The sequence below is a fragment of the Pseudomonas sp. B3(2017) genome (genome assembly GCF_002113595.1).
Classification (GTDB): domain Bacteria; phylum Pseudomonadota; class Gammaproteobacteria; order Pseudomonadales; family Pseudomonadaceae; genus Aquipseudomonas; species Aquipseudomonas ekonensis.
Map to the genome: position 1 here is coordinate 302878 of NZ_NEIU01000007.1, position 16651 is coordinate 319528.

18 protein-coding genes are annotated in these 16651 nt (G+C 63.4%); 5 read left to right on the forward strand and 13 right to left on the reverse strand.

All coding sequences use genetic code 11. The features are described from left to right. The first annotated feature begins 67 nt into the window (after positions 1 to 67). Entirely contained in the window at positions 68 to 394 is a 327-nt protein-coding gene (locus tag CAG33_RS13425; RefSeq protein ID WP_085630422.1) for a YqjD family protein, read from the forward strand. On the opposite strand, the gene CAG33_RS13430 is transcribed toward CAG33_RS13425, so the two are convergent. After that, positions 367 to 1284 carry a LysR family transcriptional regulator gene (locus tag CAG33_RS13430; protein WP_085638788.1) on the reverse strand — a complete coding sequence of 306 codons (918 nt, stop codon included), beginning with the start codon at positions 1282 to 1284 and terminating at the stop codon, positions 367 to 369. The two genes, CAG33_RS13425 and CAG33_RS13430, sit on opposite strands and share 28 nt — an antisense overlap. Positions 1285 to 1397: 113 nt before the next feature. Between CAG33_RS13430 and trpB the strand changes: the two genes are divergently transcribed. Both trpB and trpA read left to right on the forward strand, forming a co-directional pair. Further along, on the forward strand, positions 1398 to 2630 hold the full coding sequence (trpB, locus tag CAG33_RS13435; protein WP_085579481.1) for a tryptophan synthase subunit beta: 1233 nt from the start codon (positions 1398 to 1400) through the stop codon (positions 2628 to 2630). After that, on the forward strand, positions 2630 to 3442 hold the full coding sequence (gene trpA / locus CAG33_RS13440) for a tryptophan synthase subunit alpha (RefSeq protein ID WP_085579483.1): 813 nt from the start codon (positions 2630 to 2632) through the stop codon (positions 3440 to 3442). The genes trpB and trpA overlap by 1 nt, the downstream gene beginning before the upstream one ends. A 112-nt stretch (positions 3443 to 3554) precedes the next feature. Here trpA and CAG33_RS13445 read toward each other — a convergent pair whose 3' ends face one another. The 11 genes from CAG33_RS13445 to CAG33_RS13495 form a co-directional block, all read right to left on the reverse strand. Continuing rightward, the gene (locus CAG33_RS13445; protein ID WP_085579485.1) at positions 3555 to 5516 is read right to left on the reverse strand and encodes a DUF4105 domain-containing protein; all 1962 of its coding nucleotides are present in this window, start codon (positions 5514 to 5516) and stop codon (positions 3555 to 3557) included. Continuing rightward, a complete protein-coding gene (locus CAG33_RS13450; RefSeq protein WP_065260625.1) occupies positions 5513 to 5833 on the reverse strand; it encodes a DUF2388 domain-containing protein in 321 nt (106 codons plus the stop codon). The genes CAG33_RS13445 and CAG33_RS13450 overlap by 4 nt, the downstream gene beginning before the upstream one ends. A gap of 27 nt (positions 5834 to 5860) precedes the next feature. Continuing rightward, positions 5861 to 6169, reverse strand: coding sequence for a DUF2388 domain-containing protein (locus CAG33_RS13455; protein WP_085579487.1), 309 nt, complete (start codon positions 6167 to 6169; stop codon positions 5861 to 5863). 105 nt (positions 6170 to 6274) lie between these two features. Further along, on the reverse strand, positions 6275 to 6592 hold the full coding sequence (locus CAG33_RS13460) for a DUF2388 domain-containing protein (RefSeq protein WP_085579489.1): 318 nt from the start codon (positions 6590 to 6592) through the stop codon (positions 6275 to 6277). A gap of 134 nt (positions 6593 to 6726) precedes the next feature. Next, positions 6727 to 6933, reverse strand: coding sequence for a DUF1127 domain-containing protein (locus CAG33_RS13465; protein WP_085638792.1), 207 nt, complete (start codon positions 6931 to 6933; stop codon positions 6727 to 6729). A gap of 254 nt (positions 6934 to 7187) precedes the next feature. Further along, on the reverse strand, positions 7188 to 7403 hold the full coding sequence (locus tag CAG33_RS13470) for a DUF1127 domain-containing protein (RefSeq protein ID WP_085579493.1): 216 nt from the start codon (positions 7401 to 7403) through the stop codon (positions 7188 to 7190). A gap of 321 nt (positions 7404 to 7724) precedes the next feature. Further along, a complete protein-coding gene (locus CAG33_RS13475; RefSeq protein ID WP_085638795.1) occupies positions 7725 to 9218 on the reverse strand; it encodes an acetyl-CoA hydrolase/transferase family protein in 1494 nt (497 codons plus the stop codon). 215 nt (positions 9219 to 9433) lie between these two features. Next, entirely contained in the window at positions 9434 to 10867 is a 1434-nt protein-coding gene (locus CAG33_RS13480) for an NAD(P)(+) transhydrogenase (Re/Si-specific) subunit beta (protein WP_085579497.1), read from the reverse strand. Beyond that, positions 10867 to 11190, reverse strand: coding sequence for an NAD(P) transhydrogenase subunit alpha (locus tag CAG33_RS13485; protein ID WP_085579499.1), 324 nt, complete (start codon positions 11188 to 11190; stop codon positions 10867 to 10869). The genes CAG33_RS13480 and CAG33_RS13485 overlap by 1 nt, the downstream gene beginning before the upstream one ends. A gap of 15 nt (positions 11191 to 11205) precedes the next feature. Then, positions 11206 to 12327: a Re/Si-specific NAD(P)(+) transhydrogenase subunit alpha gene (locus CAG33_RS13490; RefSeq protein ID WP_085579501.1), complete on the reverse strand. Its 1122-nt coding sequence runs from the start codon at positions 12325 to 12327 to the stop codon at positions 11206 to 11208. A gap of 434 nt (positions 12328 to 12761) precedes the next feature. After that, complete coding sequence (locus CAG33_RS13495; protein ID WP_085579503.1) at positions 12762 to 13661, reverse strand: LysR family transcriptional regulator; 900 nt, start codon at positions 13659 to 13661, stop codon at positions 12762 to 12764. A gap of 158 nt (positions 13662 to 13819) precedes the next feature. Between CAG33_RS13495 and CAG33_RS13500 the strand changes: the two genes are divergently transcribed. Together CAG33_RS13500 and CAG33_RS13505 are read left to right on the forward strand one after the other, a co-directional pair. Beyond that, positions 13820 to 15001 carry an acyl-CoA dehydrogenase gene (locus CAG33_RS13500; RefSeq protein WP_085638799.1) on the forward strand — a complete coding sequence of 394 codons (1182 nt, stop codon included), beginning with the start codon at positions 13820 to 13822 and terminating at the stop codon, positions 14999 to 15001. Between the two features lie 13 nt (positions 15002 to 15014). Beyond that, positions 15015 to 16235, forward strand: a complete 1221-nt coding sequence (locus CAG33_RS13505; protein ID WP_085630428.1) for a CaiB/BaiF CoA-transferase family protein — start codon at positions 15015 to 15017, stop codon at positions 16233 to 16235. A 211-nt stretch (positions 16236 to 16446) separates the two neighbouring features. On the opposite strand, the gene CAG33_RS28665 is transcribed toward CAG33_RS13505, so the two are convergent. Continuing rightward, positions 16447 to 16651: hypothetical protein (locus tag CAG33_RS28665; protein WP_218192076.1), on the reverse strand; the 205-nt coding region annotated here is incomplete at its 5' end.

Below are 16651 nucleotides of genomic sequence, written 5' to 3' on the forward strand. Positions count from 1 at the left end.
GCACTTTCCGGGACGGGCGAAGTCCCAACCATCACACGCCGTTTCTCACCAATGCAGGAGAACCACCATGGCCAACACCTCGTTACGCAAAGCTTCGCTGCAAAGCATGGAAGCCGAGATCGAGAGTCTGCTCAAGTCGCTGGAAAGCCTGAAGGACGACGCTTCGGACGAGTCGCGCAAGACCCTCAAGGCACTCAAGGGCAATGCCGAAAGTGCGTTGCGGCATTCGCGCAGCCTGCTCAGCGACGCCTATGAAGAGGTCAAGACCAAGACCCGCGAAACCGGGATCGCCACCCGCGACTACGCGCAGGAACATCCCTGGACGACCGCCGGCGTGGCGGTCGGTGCGTTGGGCCTGCTGGCCGCTTACCTGCTGTTCAAGCGCGGCGAGTGATCGGTCTGGCGCAATTCGTTCTTCAGCCATTGCGCCAATTGCCGGGCGCGCCCGTCGGCGGCGCGCTTGGGCAGCCATAGCGCCAGTCGCGCCGGGGTTTCGCAAAAGCCCCACGGCGCGATCAGGCGCCCGGCCTTCAAGTCTTCCGTCACCAGCGGTTCCGGCGCGATGGCCACGCCGAGGCCGGCGACCGCCGCCTCCAGCAAGTAATACAGATGCTCGAAACCCTGCCCCAGCTTCAGCGCCTTGGCGTCGAGGCCGCTTTGCCGTGCCCAGGCCGGCCAGGCTTGCGGACGGGAGGTGGTGTGCAGCAACGGCTCGCTCAACAGGGCCTCGGCCGGTGCGCCGTGCAGCCTGGCGGCGCCGCTGAACAGCGGGCTCATGACCGGGCCGATGCGCTCGGCGGCCAGCTCGTAGACTTGCATGTCCGCCGGCCATGGCGGTTCGGCGAACAGCAGCAGGGCGTCGAGGCCGGGCCGCCGGGGGTCGAGGTCGCCTTCGCCGGCCGACAGGTGCAGGCGCAGGTCCGGCAAGTCTGCGTTCAGCCGTCCCAGCCGTGGAATGAACCAGCGTGCCAGCAGGCTGCCGGAGCAGCCGAGCACGAACGGGGCGTCGGCGGTGCTCTGGCTGAGTTCGGCGCACACGTTGCGCAGCCGCTCGAACGCTTCGCCGCTGACGTCCCGCAGCCGGGCGCCGGCATCTGTGAGTTTCAGGCCGCGCCCTTCCTTGATGAACAGGCTCACGCCCAAGTGTTCTTCCAACACCTTGAGCTGGCGGCTGACGGCGCCGTGGGTGACGTGAAGCTGCTCGGCGGCCTGGCTGACACTGTTCAGCCGGGCGGTGGCCTCGAAGGCGCGCAGGGCGTTCAGCGGGGGGAGGTCATGGCTCATTTTATTTGTGAGTTTTCCTGACAGGTTGCGGCGATCTTATCGGTTTTCAGCCCGGATCGTCAGGGGTAGAGTGAACGCCATTGTCCCTTAGGCGAATTCACCGGGAGTCATCCATGACCCAGACTTCGAACACCTCCAACCTGCGCAGCGGCCCGGACGACAACGGCCTGTTCGGCGCGTTCGGCGGCCGTTACGTCGCCGAGACCCTGATGCCGCTGATCCTCGACCTGGCCCGCGAATATGAAGCGGCGAAGGAAGATCCGGCATTCAAGGAGGAACTGGCCTACTTCCAGCGCGACTACGTCGGACGTCCTAGCCCGCTGTACTTCGCCGAGCGCCTGACCGAGTTCTGCGGCGGCGCCAAGATCTACCTCAAGCGCGAAGAGCTGAACCACACCGGCGCGCACAAGATCAACAACTGCATCGGCCAGATCCTGCTGGCGCGGCGCATGGGCAAGAAACGCATCATCGCCGAGACCGGCGCCGGCATGCACGGCGTGGCCACCGCCACCGTGGCCGCGCGCTTCGGCCTGGACTGCGTGATCTACATGGGCACCACCGACATCGAGCGCCAGCAGGCCAACGTGTTCCGCATGAAGCTCCTGGGCGCCGAGGTGATCCCGGTGGTCGCCGGCACCGGCACCCTGAAGGACGCGATGAACGAAGCGCTGCGCGACTGGGTGACCAACGTCGACAACACCTTCTACCTGATCGGCACCGTGGCCGGCCCGCACCCGTACCCGGCGATGGTGCGTGACTTCCAGGCCGTCATCGGCAAGGAAACCCGCGAGCAGCTGCAAGCCCAGGAAGGCCGTCTGCCGGACAGCCTGGTGGCGTGCATCGGCGGCGGCTCCAACGCCATGGGCCTGTTCCACCCGTTCCTCGACGACAAGAGCGTCGAGATCGTCGGTGTCGAAGCCGCGGGCTACGGCATCGAGACCGGCAAGCATGCGGCCAGCCTGAACGGCGGCGTGCCGGGCGTGCTGCACGGCAACCGCACCTTCCTGCTGCAGGACGACGACGGCCAGATCATCGACGCCCATTCGATCTCCGCCGGCCTCGACTACCCCGGCATCGGCCCCGAACACGCCTGGCTGCATGACATCGGCCGCGTCCAGTACACCTCGGTGACCGACGACGAAGCCCTGGCCGCCTTCCACCAGTGCTGCCGACTGGAAGGGATCATCCCGGCCCTGGAAAGCTCCCACGCCCTGGCCGAAGCCTTCAAGCGCGCGCCCAAGCTGCCGAAGGATCACCTGATGGTGATCAACCTGTCCGGCCGCGGCGACAAGGACATGCAGACCGTCATGCACCACATGGAACAATCGACGCAGGAGAAACACTGATGAGCCGCCTGCAAACACGTTTTGCCGCCCTCAAGCAGGAAAACCGCGCCGCACTGGTGACCTTCGTCACCGCCGGCGACCCGGACTACGACACTTCGCTGGCGATCCTCAAGGGCCTGCCGGCCGCCGGCGCCGACGTGATCGAGCTGGGCATGCCGTTCACCGACCCGATGGCCGACGGCCCGGCGATCCAGCTGGCCAACATCCGTGCCTTGGGCGCCAAGCAGAACCTGGCGAAAACCTTGCAGATGGTGCGCGAGTTCCGCCAGGGCAACAGCGACACGCCGCTGGTGCTGATGGGCTACTACAACCCGATCCACAAGTACGGCGTCGAGCGCTTCATCAGCGACGCCAACGAGGCCGGCGTCGACGGCCTGATCGTGGTCGACATACCGCCGGAGCACAACGCCGAGCTGTGCGACCCGGCCCAAGCGGCAGGCCTGGACTTCATCCGCCTGACCACCCCGACCACCGACGACGCGCGCCTGCCGAAGGTGCTCAACGGCAGCTCCGGCTTCGTCTACTACGTGTCGGTGGCCGGTGTGACCGGTGCCGGCGCCGCGACGCTGGAGCATGTCGAGGAAGCGGTGGCGCGCCTGCGTCGCCACACCGACCTGCCGATCAGCATCGGTTTCGGCATCCGCACCCCGGAGCAGGCGGCGTCCATCGCGCGCCTGGCCGACGGTGTCGTGGTGGGTTCGGCGCTGATCGACCACATCGCCAATGCGCAGACGCCGGCGCAGGCGGTCGACGGTGTGCTGGGCTTGTGCGCTTCGCTGGCCGAAGGCGTGCGCAAGGCGCGCATCGGCTGAGGGCAAGGCTCCCGTTGCAGGGGCCGCTCGCCATCGACTGATCAGGCAGTAAAAAGGGATCCGGGGCTAAGCTCCGGATCCCTTTTTTCGTTCGGCCCATGCGGCAGGCCGGTCAAGGCAACTCCAACCCGCCCGCTGCCTTGTGCAGTTTGCGCAGATGCTCGCCGATCTGCTTCACATTGGCCTCGCTGGCCGCGATCTCCGCAGCGCGCTTGGGCTCCAGCAAGGCCCGCACTTCCTTGTCCAGGTCGCCGCTCAGCGCCAGCAACTGCTTCTGGCGCTGGCTGCTTTCGGCCTCCAGCCGGCTGAACTCGCTCGGCTGCGGCAGGCCGTAGCCGCGGGAGTCGAGCAGCTCCGCCGGACGGCTGAGGAAGCCGCTGTTGGCGAGGATCTGCTGCAGGGTGGCGTTGGCCTTCTCCATGCCGCCGTTCTCCAGTTCCCGGGCACCGAGGTAGCGCTGCTTCACCTCGTCCTGGGCCAGCAGCAACTGGCGGCGGAAACTGGCCTGTTCCAACAGCAGCAACGCGGCGCTGGTGCGAAGGTCAGCGCGCTCGAACCAAGGCCGGCGTTCTTCGGCGGACAGCGACAGCCAGTCTTCGACGGTGGCCTGCGGGATCGGCAACTGTTTCTTCAAGACATCGAACATCGCCTGATAGCGCTCGCGGAACGAGTCGAAGCGATAGCCCAGGCGCAGGGCTTCCTTCGGATCGTCGAGCACCCGGGTGTCCGCCAGGCCGCGTCCCTTGAGCACCTCCAGCAGGCCGTTGGGCATGATGCTGTCCAGGCCGGCAAGCTGTGCGTTATTGCTGCCGCTGCGCAGCAGTTTCAGGCTTTCCACCGCGCAGTTGTTGGACAGGAAGAAGTAGTTGCCGTCGTAGCTCCAGTGCATCTCGGCAGCGTGCTCGACCACGTCTTCTATCTCGCTGCGCGACAGGTTCAGCGGCACCGAGGCCAGGCTGCGCAGTTCGGTCTTGGTGTATTCGTCGATCACCTGGGCCAGCGGCAGCACGAACAGCCGCGACGGGTATTTGCCCACCAGGCCGTCCCAGCTCGACAGTTGCACGTCGCCGACGAAGGCGCGGTACGACAGCACCAGGTGCTGGTCCAGGTCCAACCGGCAGTCCGGGCCGCGCGGCCGGCCGGGGGCGCAGATCACCAGGCGCAGCATGCTGTGACCCCAGCGGCTGACCCAGTTCTGGTTGGCCTCGGCCAGCAGGTAGTCGACGGCGTAGACCCGTTCCGGGTCGACCTGGCCCAGCGGCTGCTTGGCGAAGTCATTGCCGGCGTTGAGGAAGGCGAAGGTCTTGGCGCACGTGTCCTTGGCGGGCGGCGCCCAGCCGAAGTGTTCCTTGTAGTAGCGATACAGCGCGGGCCGGCGGCAGGCGTAGCTCGGGTCAAGAAGGAAGTACTCCATGTTGACCGCGACGAACTCCTTGGGGCTGGAGGTTTCGTACAGATCCGGGCTGCGGGCGATCTGCCGGTTGTGCTGCTCGCGTTCGCCGCGGCGGCCGACGTATTGCTGCCAGCCGGCGAGATCCAGCAGGCGGGGATCGTCGCTCAAGGTGAAGCGGCGGCCGTTCTGACCACGGCATTCATCCGGGATGCCGACCAGGCCGCTGCTGTCGTTGCGCCGGGTGCAGCGCTGGATCAGCGTGCGTTCGGCGGCGGGCCACAGCCGGGCGCGGTCGTAGATATGGGTGATTTCGTGCAGCACCGTGGCCAGCAGTTCCTGGCGGACGGTGCCGTGGGGGCGGCCGGTCTTTTCCTTGGCGGCGCTGCCGTCGGTGAGGCCGGCCAGCAATTTGCGGTTCAGGTCCAGTTCGGCCACCAGCGTGGCCTGGCCGTAGGCGTTGCCGGGCATGTCGTCGGTCCAGCCGACGTCGATCCGCCGGTCCAGCCGCTCTATAAAGCTGGGCGGAAGCGCCTGCATGGCTTCATCGAGCAGCGCCTGGCTGGCCTGTTGCTGGGCGGGGCTCAGGCCGTCGGTCTTGAGCCGCAGTTGCAGGCCGGCGTGGGCGCTGTGGCCGGTCAGCAACAGCGCCCCGGCCAGCAGCCAGGTGCCGAGTGACTTCACAGTGCGAGGATGGCTTCGGCCAGCACCTGGTCGCTGGCGTCACGGGCTTCCGGAACGCGGGTGCGCAAGGTATTGAGTGCGGCTTCCAGGTGCGCGCCACGGATGTCGCCGTTGCTGGCGACGAAGCTGGCGGCGTCGTCATGGGCTTCGCGGATGATCTTCGAATCGCGGATCGACGTGGTGGTGTCGGAGGTGAAATCGATGGTGCGCTGGGAGGCGCGGACAATGATGTTACTGGTGGCTACCAGGGTGTGCGCCTGGGCCATATCGGCCAACAACAGCAGGCCAAGGGCGGCAGCAATCAGCGGGCTACGCATGGAACGACTCCGAAAGGGCATGGATGACTATTGGACGAGAATTGCCTGTGCCAGTTCAAGGTCACTGACATGAAGTTTGGGCCGGGATTTGCGCAGGTAATGCAGTGCGGATTCCAGCCGGGCGCCTCGCAGTTCGCCGTCACTGGCAACGAAGGCCGCGGCATCGTCGTGCGCGGCGAGCAGCAGTTTACGGTCGAACGGCGCGGAAGACACCATGCCGGTGGCGTAGACGCTGACCACGGTGCTCTGCGTGGACACATCGAAGGCGTTGGCCGGCGTGGCCCAGCAGGCTGCCGTCAGAACGGAAGGGATAAGCAGATTGGCAAGAAAACGCATGGGGCTCGGCTGCGGTTGAAGAGCCTGAAGGCTAACGCAACGCCCGGGCCAGAGCCAGCGCCGAAACATCGGGACACGGCTGGCGTGTCCCGTGACGCAACGGTTTCAGAGGGTCAGGATGGCCTGGGCCAGCTGCGCGTCGGTGGCGTTCAGTTGCGGTGCCTGATGGCGGATGTGATCCAGGGCGCTTTCCAGCTTCACGCCGCGGATGTCGCCTTCGCTGGCCACGAAGCTGGCGGCGTCGTCACGGGCGGCCAGGACGATCTTGTCGTCGCGGAAGGACGAAGTGACGTCGGAGGTGGCGTCGGAGGAGGACTTGAGTGCGCCGACCACTGCATCGGTGGTGACGATGAAGCTGGTGGCGCTGGCATTGGCGGCGACGGCCAGCAGGGCGGCAGCGCTGAGCAGGCGAAGAGCGGACATGGGAGAACTCCTGTGGATAAAACCGTATTGAGAGGTGGCACGGTGTCTGGGAGTCAGACGCCGATCGCACAGCATTCGCCACGTTCTGCGTGGATATTAGGCTTGCGCACCGGATTCGCCCAGTGGGCAGAGTGCTAGCGCCAGAACGGCTTATCCATTTCATTCAGCCGGTCGGCGTGGCTGAGGCCCAAGTCGGCGAGATCCCGGCCATCGAGCCCGGCCAGCAGGCGCCGGGTTCTGGCACGTTCCAGACCTTGCAGCAGGCCTTTGAGCAGCCGCGTGAACGGACGTTGCGCGCAGGGCCGGTCCTGTTCTTTGGATACGTCCTGTAACTCATTCATGACCTGTTCCTTGGGCGTCGGGAGAGAAGGTCATGTTGAGCCTGGCGCCGAGAACGGAGCAGACACACCGAGGCTAAATTGTACTGGTTCAGTTTGAGTAATTTTAAAACTGTACCTGTCATTGTGCGGTGCACCTGTTCCGCAGATTCTGGCACGCCCAAACGACAAGGCCCGTCGCGGTTTCCCGCGACGGGCCTTGTCGTTTCAATTCGGGTGCTGGCGGTGGGTCTTGCGACCAGGGCCAGCGACGCTGCTTAGCGCCAGAACGGCTTGCTGAGCTCTTCGTAGCGTTGTGCTTCGCTGATACCGGCGTCAGCCAGCAGACGCGAATCCAGACGGGCCAGTTGGTGGCGGCTGGAGATGCGGCGCTGCCACAGCATCAGGTTGGCGAGAACGCGCAGAGGCATGGAAGCCTGGGATTTTACAGCTTTGTCTTCGAAGAACAGTTCGGAACTGAGTGTACGTTCCATGGTGGTCATCCTTCCGCTTGTGGCGGGATCAGGTAGTGGTTTAACTGGTGCCCATGATCCTCTCGTTTGCCCAGTCTCTGTAGATACAGTTCACTTGTATTGTGAGTGACCAGTTAACTGTTTATAGGGGGTGTACGGGTCAAAATTGAGCAAACTGTACCTGTCCGCACCTGATTGGTGCGTTATTGCTCATTTGGAGAGAAAGGTGCGGGGAAAACAGCTGAAAAGTACCGGTACAGAAGTACAGTTTTTGTCAGGTGAAGTGTTTGCAATCCCCCGCTGACGAAAACTGTGTTTGCGTCAGCGGGGGATCTGTGTGAATTACACAGCCAGCATGCGCCCGGTTTCTTCCAGGTTCATGTGCCAGCTCAGGGCATCCCGCAGGATGTGCGGCGTGTGGCCGCCGATGGCGCAGGCGGCGGCGAAGTAATCGTTCAGGGCCTGGCGGTAGTCTGGGTGCACGCAGTTGTCGATGATCGCCCGGGCGCGCTCGCGCGGGGCCAGGCCGCGCAGGTCGGCCAGGCCGATCTCGGTGACCAGGATGTCGACGTCATGCTCGGTGTGGTCGACGTGGCTGACCATCGGCACCACGCTGGAGATCGCGCCGCCCTTGGCGATCGACTTGGTCACGAACACCGCCAGGTGGGCGTTGCGCGCAAAGTCGCCGGAGCCGCCGATGCCGTTCATCATCCGGGTGCCGCAGACGTGGGTGGAGTTGACATTGCCGTAGATGTCGAACTCCAGCGCCGTGTTGATGCCGATGATGCCCAGGCGCCGCACCACTTCGGGGTGGTTGGAGATCTCCTGGGGCCGCAGCACCAGCTTGTCCTTGTACCGTTCCAGGTTGCCGAACACATCGCTGTTGCGGCGTTCGGACAGCGTGATCGAACTGCCCGAGGCGAAGCTCAGCTTGCCGGCGTCGATCAGGTCGAAGGTCGAGTCCTGCAGCACTTCGGAGTACATGGTCAGGTCGTGGAACGGCGAGTCGATCAGTCCGCACATCACCGCGTTGGCGATGCTGCCGATGCCGGCCTGCAGCGGACCGAGCTTGTCGGTCATGCGCCCGGCGTCGACTTCCTGCTTGAAGAACGCGATCAGGTGGTCGGCGATGGCCTTGGTGTCGGCATCCGGCGGCAGCACGGTGGACGGCGAGTCGGGCTGCTGGGTGATGACGATGCCGACGATCTTCTCCGCAGGGATCGGGATGGCGGTGCTGCCGATGCGGTCATCGACCTTCACCAGGGGGATCGGCGTGCGGGTCGGACGGTAGGTCGGGATATAGATGTCATGCAGGCCTTCGAGGTTGGCGTTGTGCGCCATGTTGATCTCGACGATCACCTGCTTGGCGAAGATCGCAAAGCTCGCCGAGTTGCCCACAGAGGTGGTCGGCACGATGTGGCCCTGCTCGGTGATGGCCACGGCTTCGATCACGGCGATGTCCGGCAGCTTGAGCTGCTGGTTGCGCAGTTGCTCGACGGTTTCCGACAGGTGCTGGTCGATGAACATCACCTCGCCGGCGTTGATCGCCTTGCGCAGGGTGCTGTCGACCTGGAACGGCATGCGCCGCGACAGCACGCCGGCCTCGGTCAGTTGCTTGTCGAGGTCGTTGCCCAGGCTCGCGCCGGTCATCAGACTGATCTTCAGCGGCGTGACCTTGGCCCGCTCGGCCAGTGCATGGGGGACGGCCTTGGCTTCGCCGGCGCGGGTGAAGCCGCTCATGCCGACGGTCATGCCGTCCTCAATCAAAGCGGCGGCCTCGGCGGCGCTCATCACTTTATCCAACAACGAAGGCAGGCGAATACGGTCACGGTACATGGATTTTTATCTCGGGCAGCGAGTAGCAGGATGCGCAGTCTATTGAATTTCGCGAACGCCTGTCCCGCTACCAAGGTCGCAAAAGAGGCGTCTATTCAGCGGGTTCCGAGTAAAACACCGTTACCGGATCGGTAACAACGCGGCAAATTGTCCAACGATCTGCGCCAACGAAAACGCCCCGACGGAGCGGGGCGTTTTGGTGGTGCGGGAGAGGGTTACTCGACCGCTTTGACCATGTCTTCGATGACCTTTTTCGCGTCGCCGAACACCATCATGGTCTTGTCCAGGTAGAACAGTTCGTTGTCCAGGCCGGCATACCCGCTGGCCATCGAACGCTTGTTGACGATGATGGTCTTGGCCTTGAACGCCTCAAGGATCGGCATGCCGGCGATCGGCGATTTCGGATCGTTCTTGGCGGCCGGGTTGACCACGTCGTTGGCGCCGAGCACCAGCACCACGTCGGCCTGCCCGAACTCGGAGTTGATGTCTTCCATCTCGAACACCTGGTCGTACGGCACTTCGGCTTCCGCCAGCAGCACGTTCATGTGCCCCGGCATCCGGCCGGCCACCGGGTGGATCGCGTACTTCACGGTCACGCCGTGGTGGGTCAGCTTCTCGGTCAGTTCCTTCAGCGCATGCTGGGCACGGGCCACCGCCAGGCCGTAGCCCGGCACGATGATCACGGTGTCGGCGTTGGTCAGCAGGAAGGTGGCGTCGTCGGCCGAACCGGACTTCACCGGGCGGGCCTCTTTCGAGCCGGCCGGGCCCGCGTCGGCGGTATTGCCGAAACCGCCCAGCAATACATTAAAGAAGGAGCGGTTCATCGCCTTGCACATGATGTACGACAGGATCGCACCGCTTGAACCCACCAGCGATCCGGCGATGATCAGCATCGAGTTGTTCAGCGAGAAGCCGATGCCCGCCGCCGCCCAGCCCGAATAGCTGTTGAGCATCGACACCACCACCGGCATGTCGGCGCCGCCGATCGGGATGATGATCAGCACGCCCATCACGAACGCCAGAGCCAGCATCAGCGCGAACGCGGCCAGGTTGCCGGTGACCATGAAGGTCACGCCGAGCGCCAGCGTGGCCAGGCCCAGCAGCAGGTTCAGCTTGTGCTGACCGCCAAACTGTACCGGTGCACCCTGAAACAGACGGAACTTGTACTTGCCCGACAGCTTGCCGAAGGCGATCACCGAACCGGAGAAGGTGATCGCGCCGATGGCGGCACCGAGGAACAGTTCCAGACGGTTGCCCGCCGGGATCGGGTCGCCCAGTTGCTTGACGATGCCCAGCGACTGCGGCTCGACCACCGCCGCGATGGCAATGAACACCGCCGCCAGGCCGATCATGCTGTGCATGAACGCGACCAGCTCAGGCATCTTGGTCATTTCCACGCGCTTGGCCATGATCGAACCGGCGGTGCCGCCGATCAGCAGGCCGACGATCACGTAACCGATGCCGGCGGTGGCAAGCTCAGCGCCCAGCTTATAGATGAGGCCTACGGTCGTGAGGATCGCCAGCGCCATGCCGAGCATGCCGAACAGGTTGCCGCGGCGCGACGTGGTCGGGTGCGACAGGCCCTTGAGGGCCTGGATGAAGCAGATCGACGCGATCAGGTAGAGCGTCGTGACGAGATTCATGCTCATTACTTCGGCGCCTCTTCTTGTGCGGCTTTCGGGGCTTTCTTCTTGAACATCTCAAGCATGCGGCGGGTGACCAGGAAGCCACCGAACACGTTGACCGCCGCCAGCGCCACGGCGAGGGTGCCCATGGCCTTGCCCAGCGGGGTGATGGTGAGGGCGGCGGCAAGCATGGCGCCGACGATCACGATCGCCGAAATGGCGTTGGTCACCGCCATCAGCGGCGTGTGCAGCGCAGGCGTAACGTTCCAGACCACGTGGTAACCGACATAGATCGCCAGCACGAAGATGATCAGGTTGTAGATACCGGGGGAGATAAGCTCTTCCATCGTCTGAATCCCTGCTTAGGCGTTTTTGCGGATGACTTGGCCGTCGCGGCACATCAGGCACGCGGCGACGATGTCGTCTTCGAGGTTCACTTCGAACTGGCCTTCCTTGGTGAAGACCAGCTTCAGGAAGTCCAGCAGGTTGCGGGCATACAGCGCCGAGGCGTCCGCCGCGACCTCGCCGGCCAGGTTGGTCGGGCCGACGATGGTCACGCCGCTGTTCACCACGACCTGGTCGGCCACGGTCAGCGGGCAGTTACCGCCCTGGGCTGCGGCCAGATCGATGACCACGGAACCTGGCTTCATCTGCGCCACGGTTTCCGCGCTCAGCAGCGTCGGCGCCTTGCGGCCCGGAATCAGGGCGGTGGTGATGACGATGTCGGCCTGTTTGGCGCGCTCGTGCACGGCCTGGGCCTGGCGCTGCATCCAGCTCGCCGGCATCGGACGGGCGTAACCGCCGACGCCGACCGCGCATTCGCGCTCCTCGTCGGTCTCGTAGGGCACGTCGACGAACTTGGCGCCGAGGGATTCGATCTGCTCCTTGACGGCAGGACGCACGTCAGACGCTTCGATCACCGCACCCAGACGTTTCGCCGTGGCGATCGCCTGCAGCCCGGCCACGCCTGCGCCGAGGATCAGCACGCGCGCCGCTTTCACGGTGCCGGCTGCCGTCATCAGCATCGGCATGAAGCGCGGGTAGTAGTGGGCGGCCAGCAGCACGGCCTTGTAACCGGCGATGTTCGCCTGGGACGACAGCACGTCCAGGCTTTGGGCCCGGGAGGTGCGCGGCGCCGCTTCCAAGGCGAAGGCGGTGATCCCGCACTCGGCCATTTTGGCGATGGTTTCGTTGCTGAAGGGGTTGAGCATGCCCACCAGCACCGTTCCGCGCTTGATCAGCGTCAGTTCGGCGTCGCTGGGGGCGACCACCTTGAGGATCAGCTCGGCGCCGAACGCATCGTTGGCGCTGCCGATGGTTGCGCCTGCCGCCTCATAGGCACTGTCCACAACACTGGCCTTGATGCCGGCGCCGCTTTGCACAGTGACCTTATGACCTTGGCCGATCAGCTTCTTGATGGTTTCCGGGGTTGCAGCAACCCGTGTTTCACCGGTCTGGGTTTCGAGAGGAACACCAATGTGCACGTCAAATCTCCTGCGTGATCTTATTGAGTAAACCCATGCACTTCGGATGGTGCGGCTGGGGCGGCCGATCAGCACGACCCCGCCGAATCAAGGCGGGGCGCGGCATTTTGCAGGCGAAGTTTATGCCCTTCAAGGGATTATGACGGGTGACGGAAAATTAACTACAAGTCATCCCGTGACCGAATGTCGCAGATGGCCAGCTGAATCCCTTGCAGGCCGTGCCTTTCAAGGATTCTGGCTGAATTTGAAAAAAAATCTCATCGGTGGCGTGAATGGGCCGTGATGAGTCGCATTGGGTGGCGCAAAGCCACGTCGTCAGGCGCTTGTGGGACGTCTGTACGACTTTCGGATACAGTCTGCGGATTTGCGACAAATACTTATATCTGTAGTGCTTCAGTTTTGTTGACTACGAGGTCAGCAAAAGCTGTAGGCCTTTATTCCTCTAGGTTGTAGCCGTGTGCCTGGTTCACCAGCCAGTCGCGAAATGCCTTCAGCGACGCCGATTCCACTTTTCGCTCGGGAATCATCAGGTAATACGCCTTGATGCTGGAGAGCGCGTTCGGGTTGGCGATCACCAAGCGTTTTTCGGCCAGTTCACGCTGGATCAGGAACGGCGGAATCAGCGCAATGCCCATGTCGTGCATGGCCGCCTGGGCAAGCATGGAGAATAGCTCGTAGCGCGGGCCTGTCATGTCGCGGGGCACATTCAGGTGCTGTGAGTTGAACCACTGGCGCCAGGCATACGGGCGAGTGGTCTGCTGCAGCAGGGGCAGATCGGCGATCTCGTCCGGCGTCAGGTGCGTCTTGTGGCCGAGCAGGGCCGGGCTGCACACCGGCATCGGATTCTCGCCCATCAGCCTGTGGGATTCCGTACCGGACCAGTCGGCGTCACCGAAGTAGATTGCGGCGTCGAAGTCGGTGTCGGCGAACAGGAACGGCCGGGTGCGGTTGGTCAAGTTGACGGTCACTTCCGGATGCTTGAGCTGGAAGTCCTTGAGCCGGGGCAGCAACCATTGGGTGCCGAAGGTGGGTACCACCGCCAGTTCGATCACGTTTGCGCCCTGCTGGCCCATCACCGACAGCGTGTCGCGCTCGACGGCGTCCAACTGCGTGGCGACCCGGCGGCTGTAGGAAAGCCCTGCTTCGGTGAGTTTCACGCCGCGCCGCGAACGTCGGAACAGTTCGACGCTGAGGAACTCCTCCAGGCTGGCGATCTGTCGGCAAATGGCGCCCTGGGTGAGGGAAAGTTCTTCGGCGGCCTTCGTGAAACTCTCGTGCCGGGCGGCGGCTTCAAAGCTGATGAGGGCCGTGGTGCTGGGGATCTTTCTGCGCATGTACGTCAACCTCACTAATACATCGCACGAAAGGCATCTGGCGATGTTTCGGAGTGAGAAATTAGCACAACAGAATGCGAAATCCTCGTTTGCCGCGACGGCGAACCGAGCCTAGGATCAATGCCACGTCAACTCACCTGATTTGCGAGGACTCACTCATGGGCGGTAAAGCTAGCTTCAACTGGATCGATCCCCTGCTGCTGGATCAACAGCTCACCGAAGAAGAGCGCATGATCCGCGACAGCGCCGAGCAGTTCGCCCAACAGAGCCTCGCACCGCGTGTGCTGGAGGCTTTCCGCCATGAGCAGACCGATCCTGCGATTTTCCGCGAAATGGGCGAGGTCGGCCTGCTGGGCGCGACCATTCCCGAGCAGTACGGCGGCAGCGGCCTGAACTATGTGAGCTATGGCCTGATTGCCCGTGAAGTCGAGCGTGTCGACTCCGGCTACCGCTCGATGATGAGCGTGCAGTCTTCTCTGGTGATGGTGCCGATCAACGAGTTCGGCACCGAAGCGCAGAAGCAGAAGTACCTGCCGAAGCTGGCTTCCGGCGAATGGATCGGCTGCTTCGGCCTGACCGAGCCGAACCACGGTTCCGACCCGGGCGCGATGATCACCCGTGCGCGCAAGGTCGACGGCGGCTACAGCCTGACCGGCGCCAAGATGTGGATCACCAACAGCCCGATCGCCGATGTGTTTGTGGTCTGGGCCAAGGACGATGCCGGCGACATCCGCGGCTTCGTGCTGGAGAAGGGCTGGAAAGGCCTGAGCGCACCTGCCATTCACGGCAAGGTCGGCCTGCGCGCTTCGATCACCGGTGAGATCGTCATGGACAACGTGTTCGTGCCGGAAGAGAACATCTTCCCTGACGTGCGTGGCCTGAAAGGCCCGTTCACCTGCCTCAACTCAGCACGTTACGGCATTTCCTGGGGCGCACTGGGCGCCGCCGAGTTCTGCTGGCACACGGCTCGTCAGTACACCTTGGACCGTAAGCAGTTCGGCCGCCCGTTGGCCGCCACCCAACTGATCCAAAAGAAGCTGGCAGACATGCAGACCGAAATCACCCTGGCCCTGCAAGGCTGCCTGCGTCTGGGCCGCATGAAGGACGAAGGCACGGCAGCCGTCGAAATCACCTCGATCATGAAGCGCAACTCCTGCGGCAAGTCCCTGGAGATCGCGCGCATGGCCCGTGACATGCTCGGCGGCAACGGGATTTCCGATGAGTTCGGTGTGGCTCGCCACCTGGTCAACCTGGAAGTGGTCAACACCTATGAAGGCACCCACGACGTGCACGCGCTGATCCTGGGGCGTGCGCAGACCGGTCTGCAGGCGTTCTATTAATAGGAGAGCGAGCATGGGTGCGCTGTCTCATCTGCGGGTTCTGGATTTGTCGCGAGTGTTGGCGGGCCCGTGGGCCGGGCAGATACTGGCCGACCTTGGCGCCGAGGTGATCAAGGTCGAGCGTCCGGGCAACGGTGACGATACCCGCGCCTGGGGGCCGCCCTTCCTTAAGGACGCCTACGGCGAGAACACCTCCGAGGCGGCCTATTACCTGTCGGCCAATCGCAACAAGCAGTCGGTGACCATCGATTTCACCCGCCCGGAAGGGCAGCGACTGGTTCGGGAGCTGGCCGCCAAGTCCGACATCCTCATCGAGAACTTCAAGGTGGGTGGGCTGGCGGCCTATGGCCTGGATTACGCATCGCTGAAAGCCATCAACCCTAACCTGATCTATTGCTCGATCACCGGGTTCGGCCAGACCGGCCCGTACGCCAAGCGGGCCGGTTATGACTTCATGATCCAGGGCTTGGGCGGCTTGATGAGCCTGACCGGCCGGCCGGAGGGTGATGAGGGTGCCGGGCCTGTGAAGGTCGGCGTTGCGCTGACGGATATCCTGACCGGGCTCTACTCGACGGTCGCGATCCTTGCGGCGCTGGCTCACCGTGATCAGGAAGGTGGGGGGCAGCACATCGACATGGCATTGCTCGACGTGCAGGTGGCGTGCCTGGCGAACCAGGCGATGAACTACCTGACCACGGGCAATGCGCCCAAGCGCCTGGGGAATGCGCACCCCAATATCGTGCCGTATCAGGATTTTCCTACGGCCGATGGTGATTTCATCCTGACGGTGGGTAATGACGGGCAGTTCCGCAAGTTCGCCGAAGTGGCCGGGCAACCCCAGTGGGCGGATGACCCTCGCTTTGCCACCAATAAGCAGCGGGTGGCGAACCGGGCGGTGCTGATTCCGCTGATCCGTCAGGCGACAGTGTTCAAGACGACGGCCGAATGGGTGGCTCAGTTGGAGCAGGCCGGCGTGCCGTGCGGACCGATCAATGATCTGTCGCAGGTGTTCGAGGATCCGCAGGTGAAGTCCCGTGGGTTGGCGATTGATCTGCCCCATGCATTGGCTGGGAGGGTGCCGCAGGTGGCGAGCCCGATCCGGTTGTCGCAGACACCGGTGGAGTATCGTCAGGCGCCGCCGCTATTGGGCGAACATACGCTCGAGGTATTGCAGCGGGTGCTGGGCCTGGAAGCCGATGCGGTCGCCGGGTTGAAGGAGAATGGAGTGCTGTGATGCTTCTTCTATATAGAGGCCGGGGTGTCCGGCCTCTATATAGGGTGTTTTGGGATGCTTTTTGATCAATCTGCAAGTTATTGAAAGAAAACCGAAAATAGCGGTTGACGGCAGATTTCAGTTCTCTATAATTCGCCCCACTTCCGGCGCAGTCGAAACGGAAAACTCCTTGAAATTCAACGAGTTATGAAGTTTTCGGCAGCGGGTCGCTTCAGTTCAGCGAAGCCCGGAGGGAGTCGAAGAGGGTGGTGATGTTTGGCCCTTTCGGCGTTTCGATCCTCCCGGTCGAAGGCGGAAAAAAAGAGGTGTTGACAGCAGCGTGCAACGCTGTAGAATTCGCCTCCCGCTGACGAGAGATCGAAAGCGCAAGTGGTTGAAGTTGAAAAAGAAATTTTGAAAACTTCTGAAAATAACCG

Excerpts from the sequence above, each read along its gene's own strand:
- CAG33_RS13425 (WP_085630422.1), top strand. The coding sequence starts at position 68 with ATGGCCAACACCTCGTTACGCAAAGCTTCGCTGCAAAGCATGGAAGCC.
- CAG33_RS13430 (WP_085638788.1), bottom strand. The coding sequence starts at position 1,284 with ATGAGCCATGACCTCCCCCCGCTGAACGCCCTGCGCGCCTTCGAGGCC.
- trpB (WP_085579481.1), top strand. The coding sequence starts at position 1,398 with ATGACCCAGACTTCGAACACCTCCAACCTGCGCAGCGGCCCGGACGAC.
- trpA (WP_085579483.1), top strand. The coding sequence starts at position 2,630 with ATGAGCCGCCTGCAAACACGTTTTGCCGCCCTCAAGCAGGAAAACCGC.
- CAG33_RS13450 (WP_065260625.1), bottom strand. The coding sequence starts at position 5,833 with ATGCGTAGCCCGCTGATTGCTGCCGCCCTTGGCCTGCTGTTGTTGGCC.
- CAG33_RS13455 (WP_085579487.1), bottom strand. The coding sequence starts at position 6,169 with ATGCGTTTTCTTGCCAATCTGCTTATCCCTTCCGTTCTGACGGCAGCC.
- CAG33_RS13460 (WP_085579489.1), bottom strand. The coding sequence starts at position 6,592 with ATGTCCGCTCTTCGCCTGCTCAGCGCTGCCGCCCTGCTGGCCGTCGCC.
- CAG33_RS13465 (WP_085638792.1), bottom strand. The coding sequence starts at position 6,933 with ATGAATGAGTTACAGGACGTATCCAAAGAACAGGACCGGCCCTGCGCG.
- CAG33_RS13470 (WP_085579493.1), bottom strand. The coding sequence starts at position 7,403 with ATGGAACGTACACTCAGTTCCGAACTGTTCTTCGAAGACAAAGCTGTA.
- CAG33_RS13475 (WP_085638795.1), bottom strand. The coding sequence starts at position 9,218 with ATGTACCGTGACCGTATTCGCCTGCCTTCGTTGTTGGATAAAGTGATG.
- CAG33_RS13480 (WP_085579497.1), bottom strand. The coding sequence starts at position 10,867 with ATGAGCATGAATCTCGTCACGACGCTCTACCTGATCGCGTCGATCTGC.
- CAG33_RS13485 (WP_085579499.1), bottom strand. The coding sequence starts at position 11,190 with ATGGAAGAGCTTATCTCCCCCGGTATCTACAACCTGATCATCTTCGTG.
- CAG33_RS13495 (WP_085579503.1), bottom strand. The coding sequence starts at position 13,661 with ATGCGCAGAAAGATCCCCAGCACCACGGCCCTCATCAGCTTTGAAGCC.
- CAG33_RS13500 (WP_085638799.1), top strand. The coding sequence starts at position 13,820 with ATGGGCGGTAAAGCTAGCTTCAACTGGATCGATCCCCTGCTGCTGGAT.
- CAG33_RS13505 (WP_085630428.1), top strand. The coding sequence starts at position 15,015 with ATGGGTGCGCTGTCTCATCTGCGGGTTCTGGATTTGTCGCGAGTGTTG.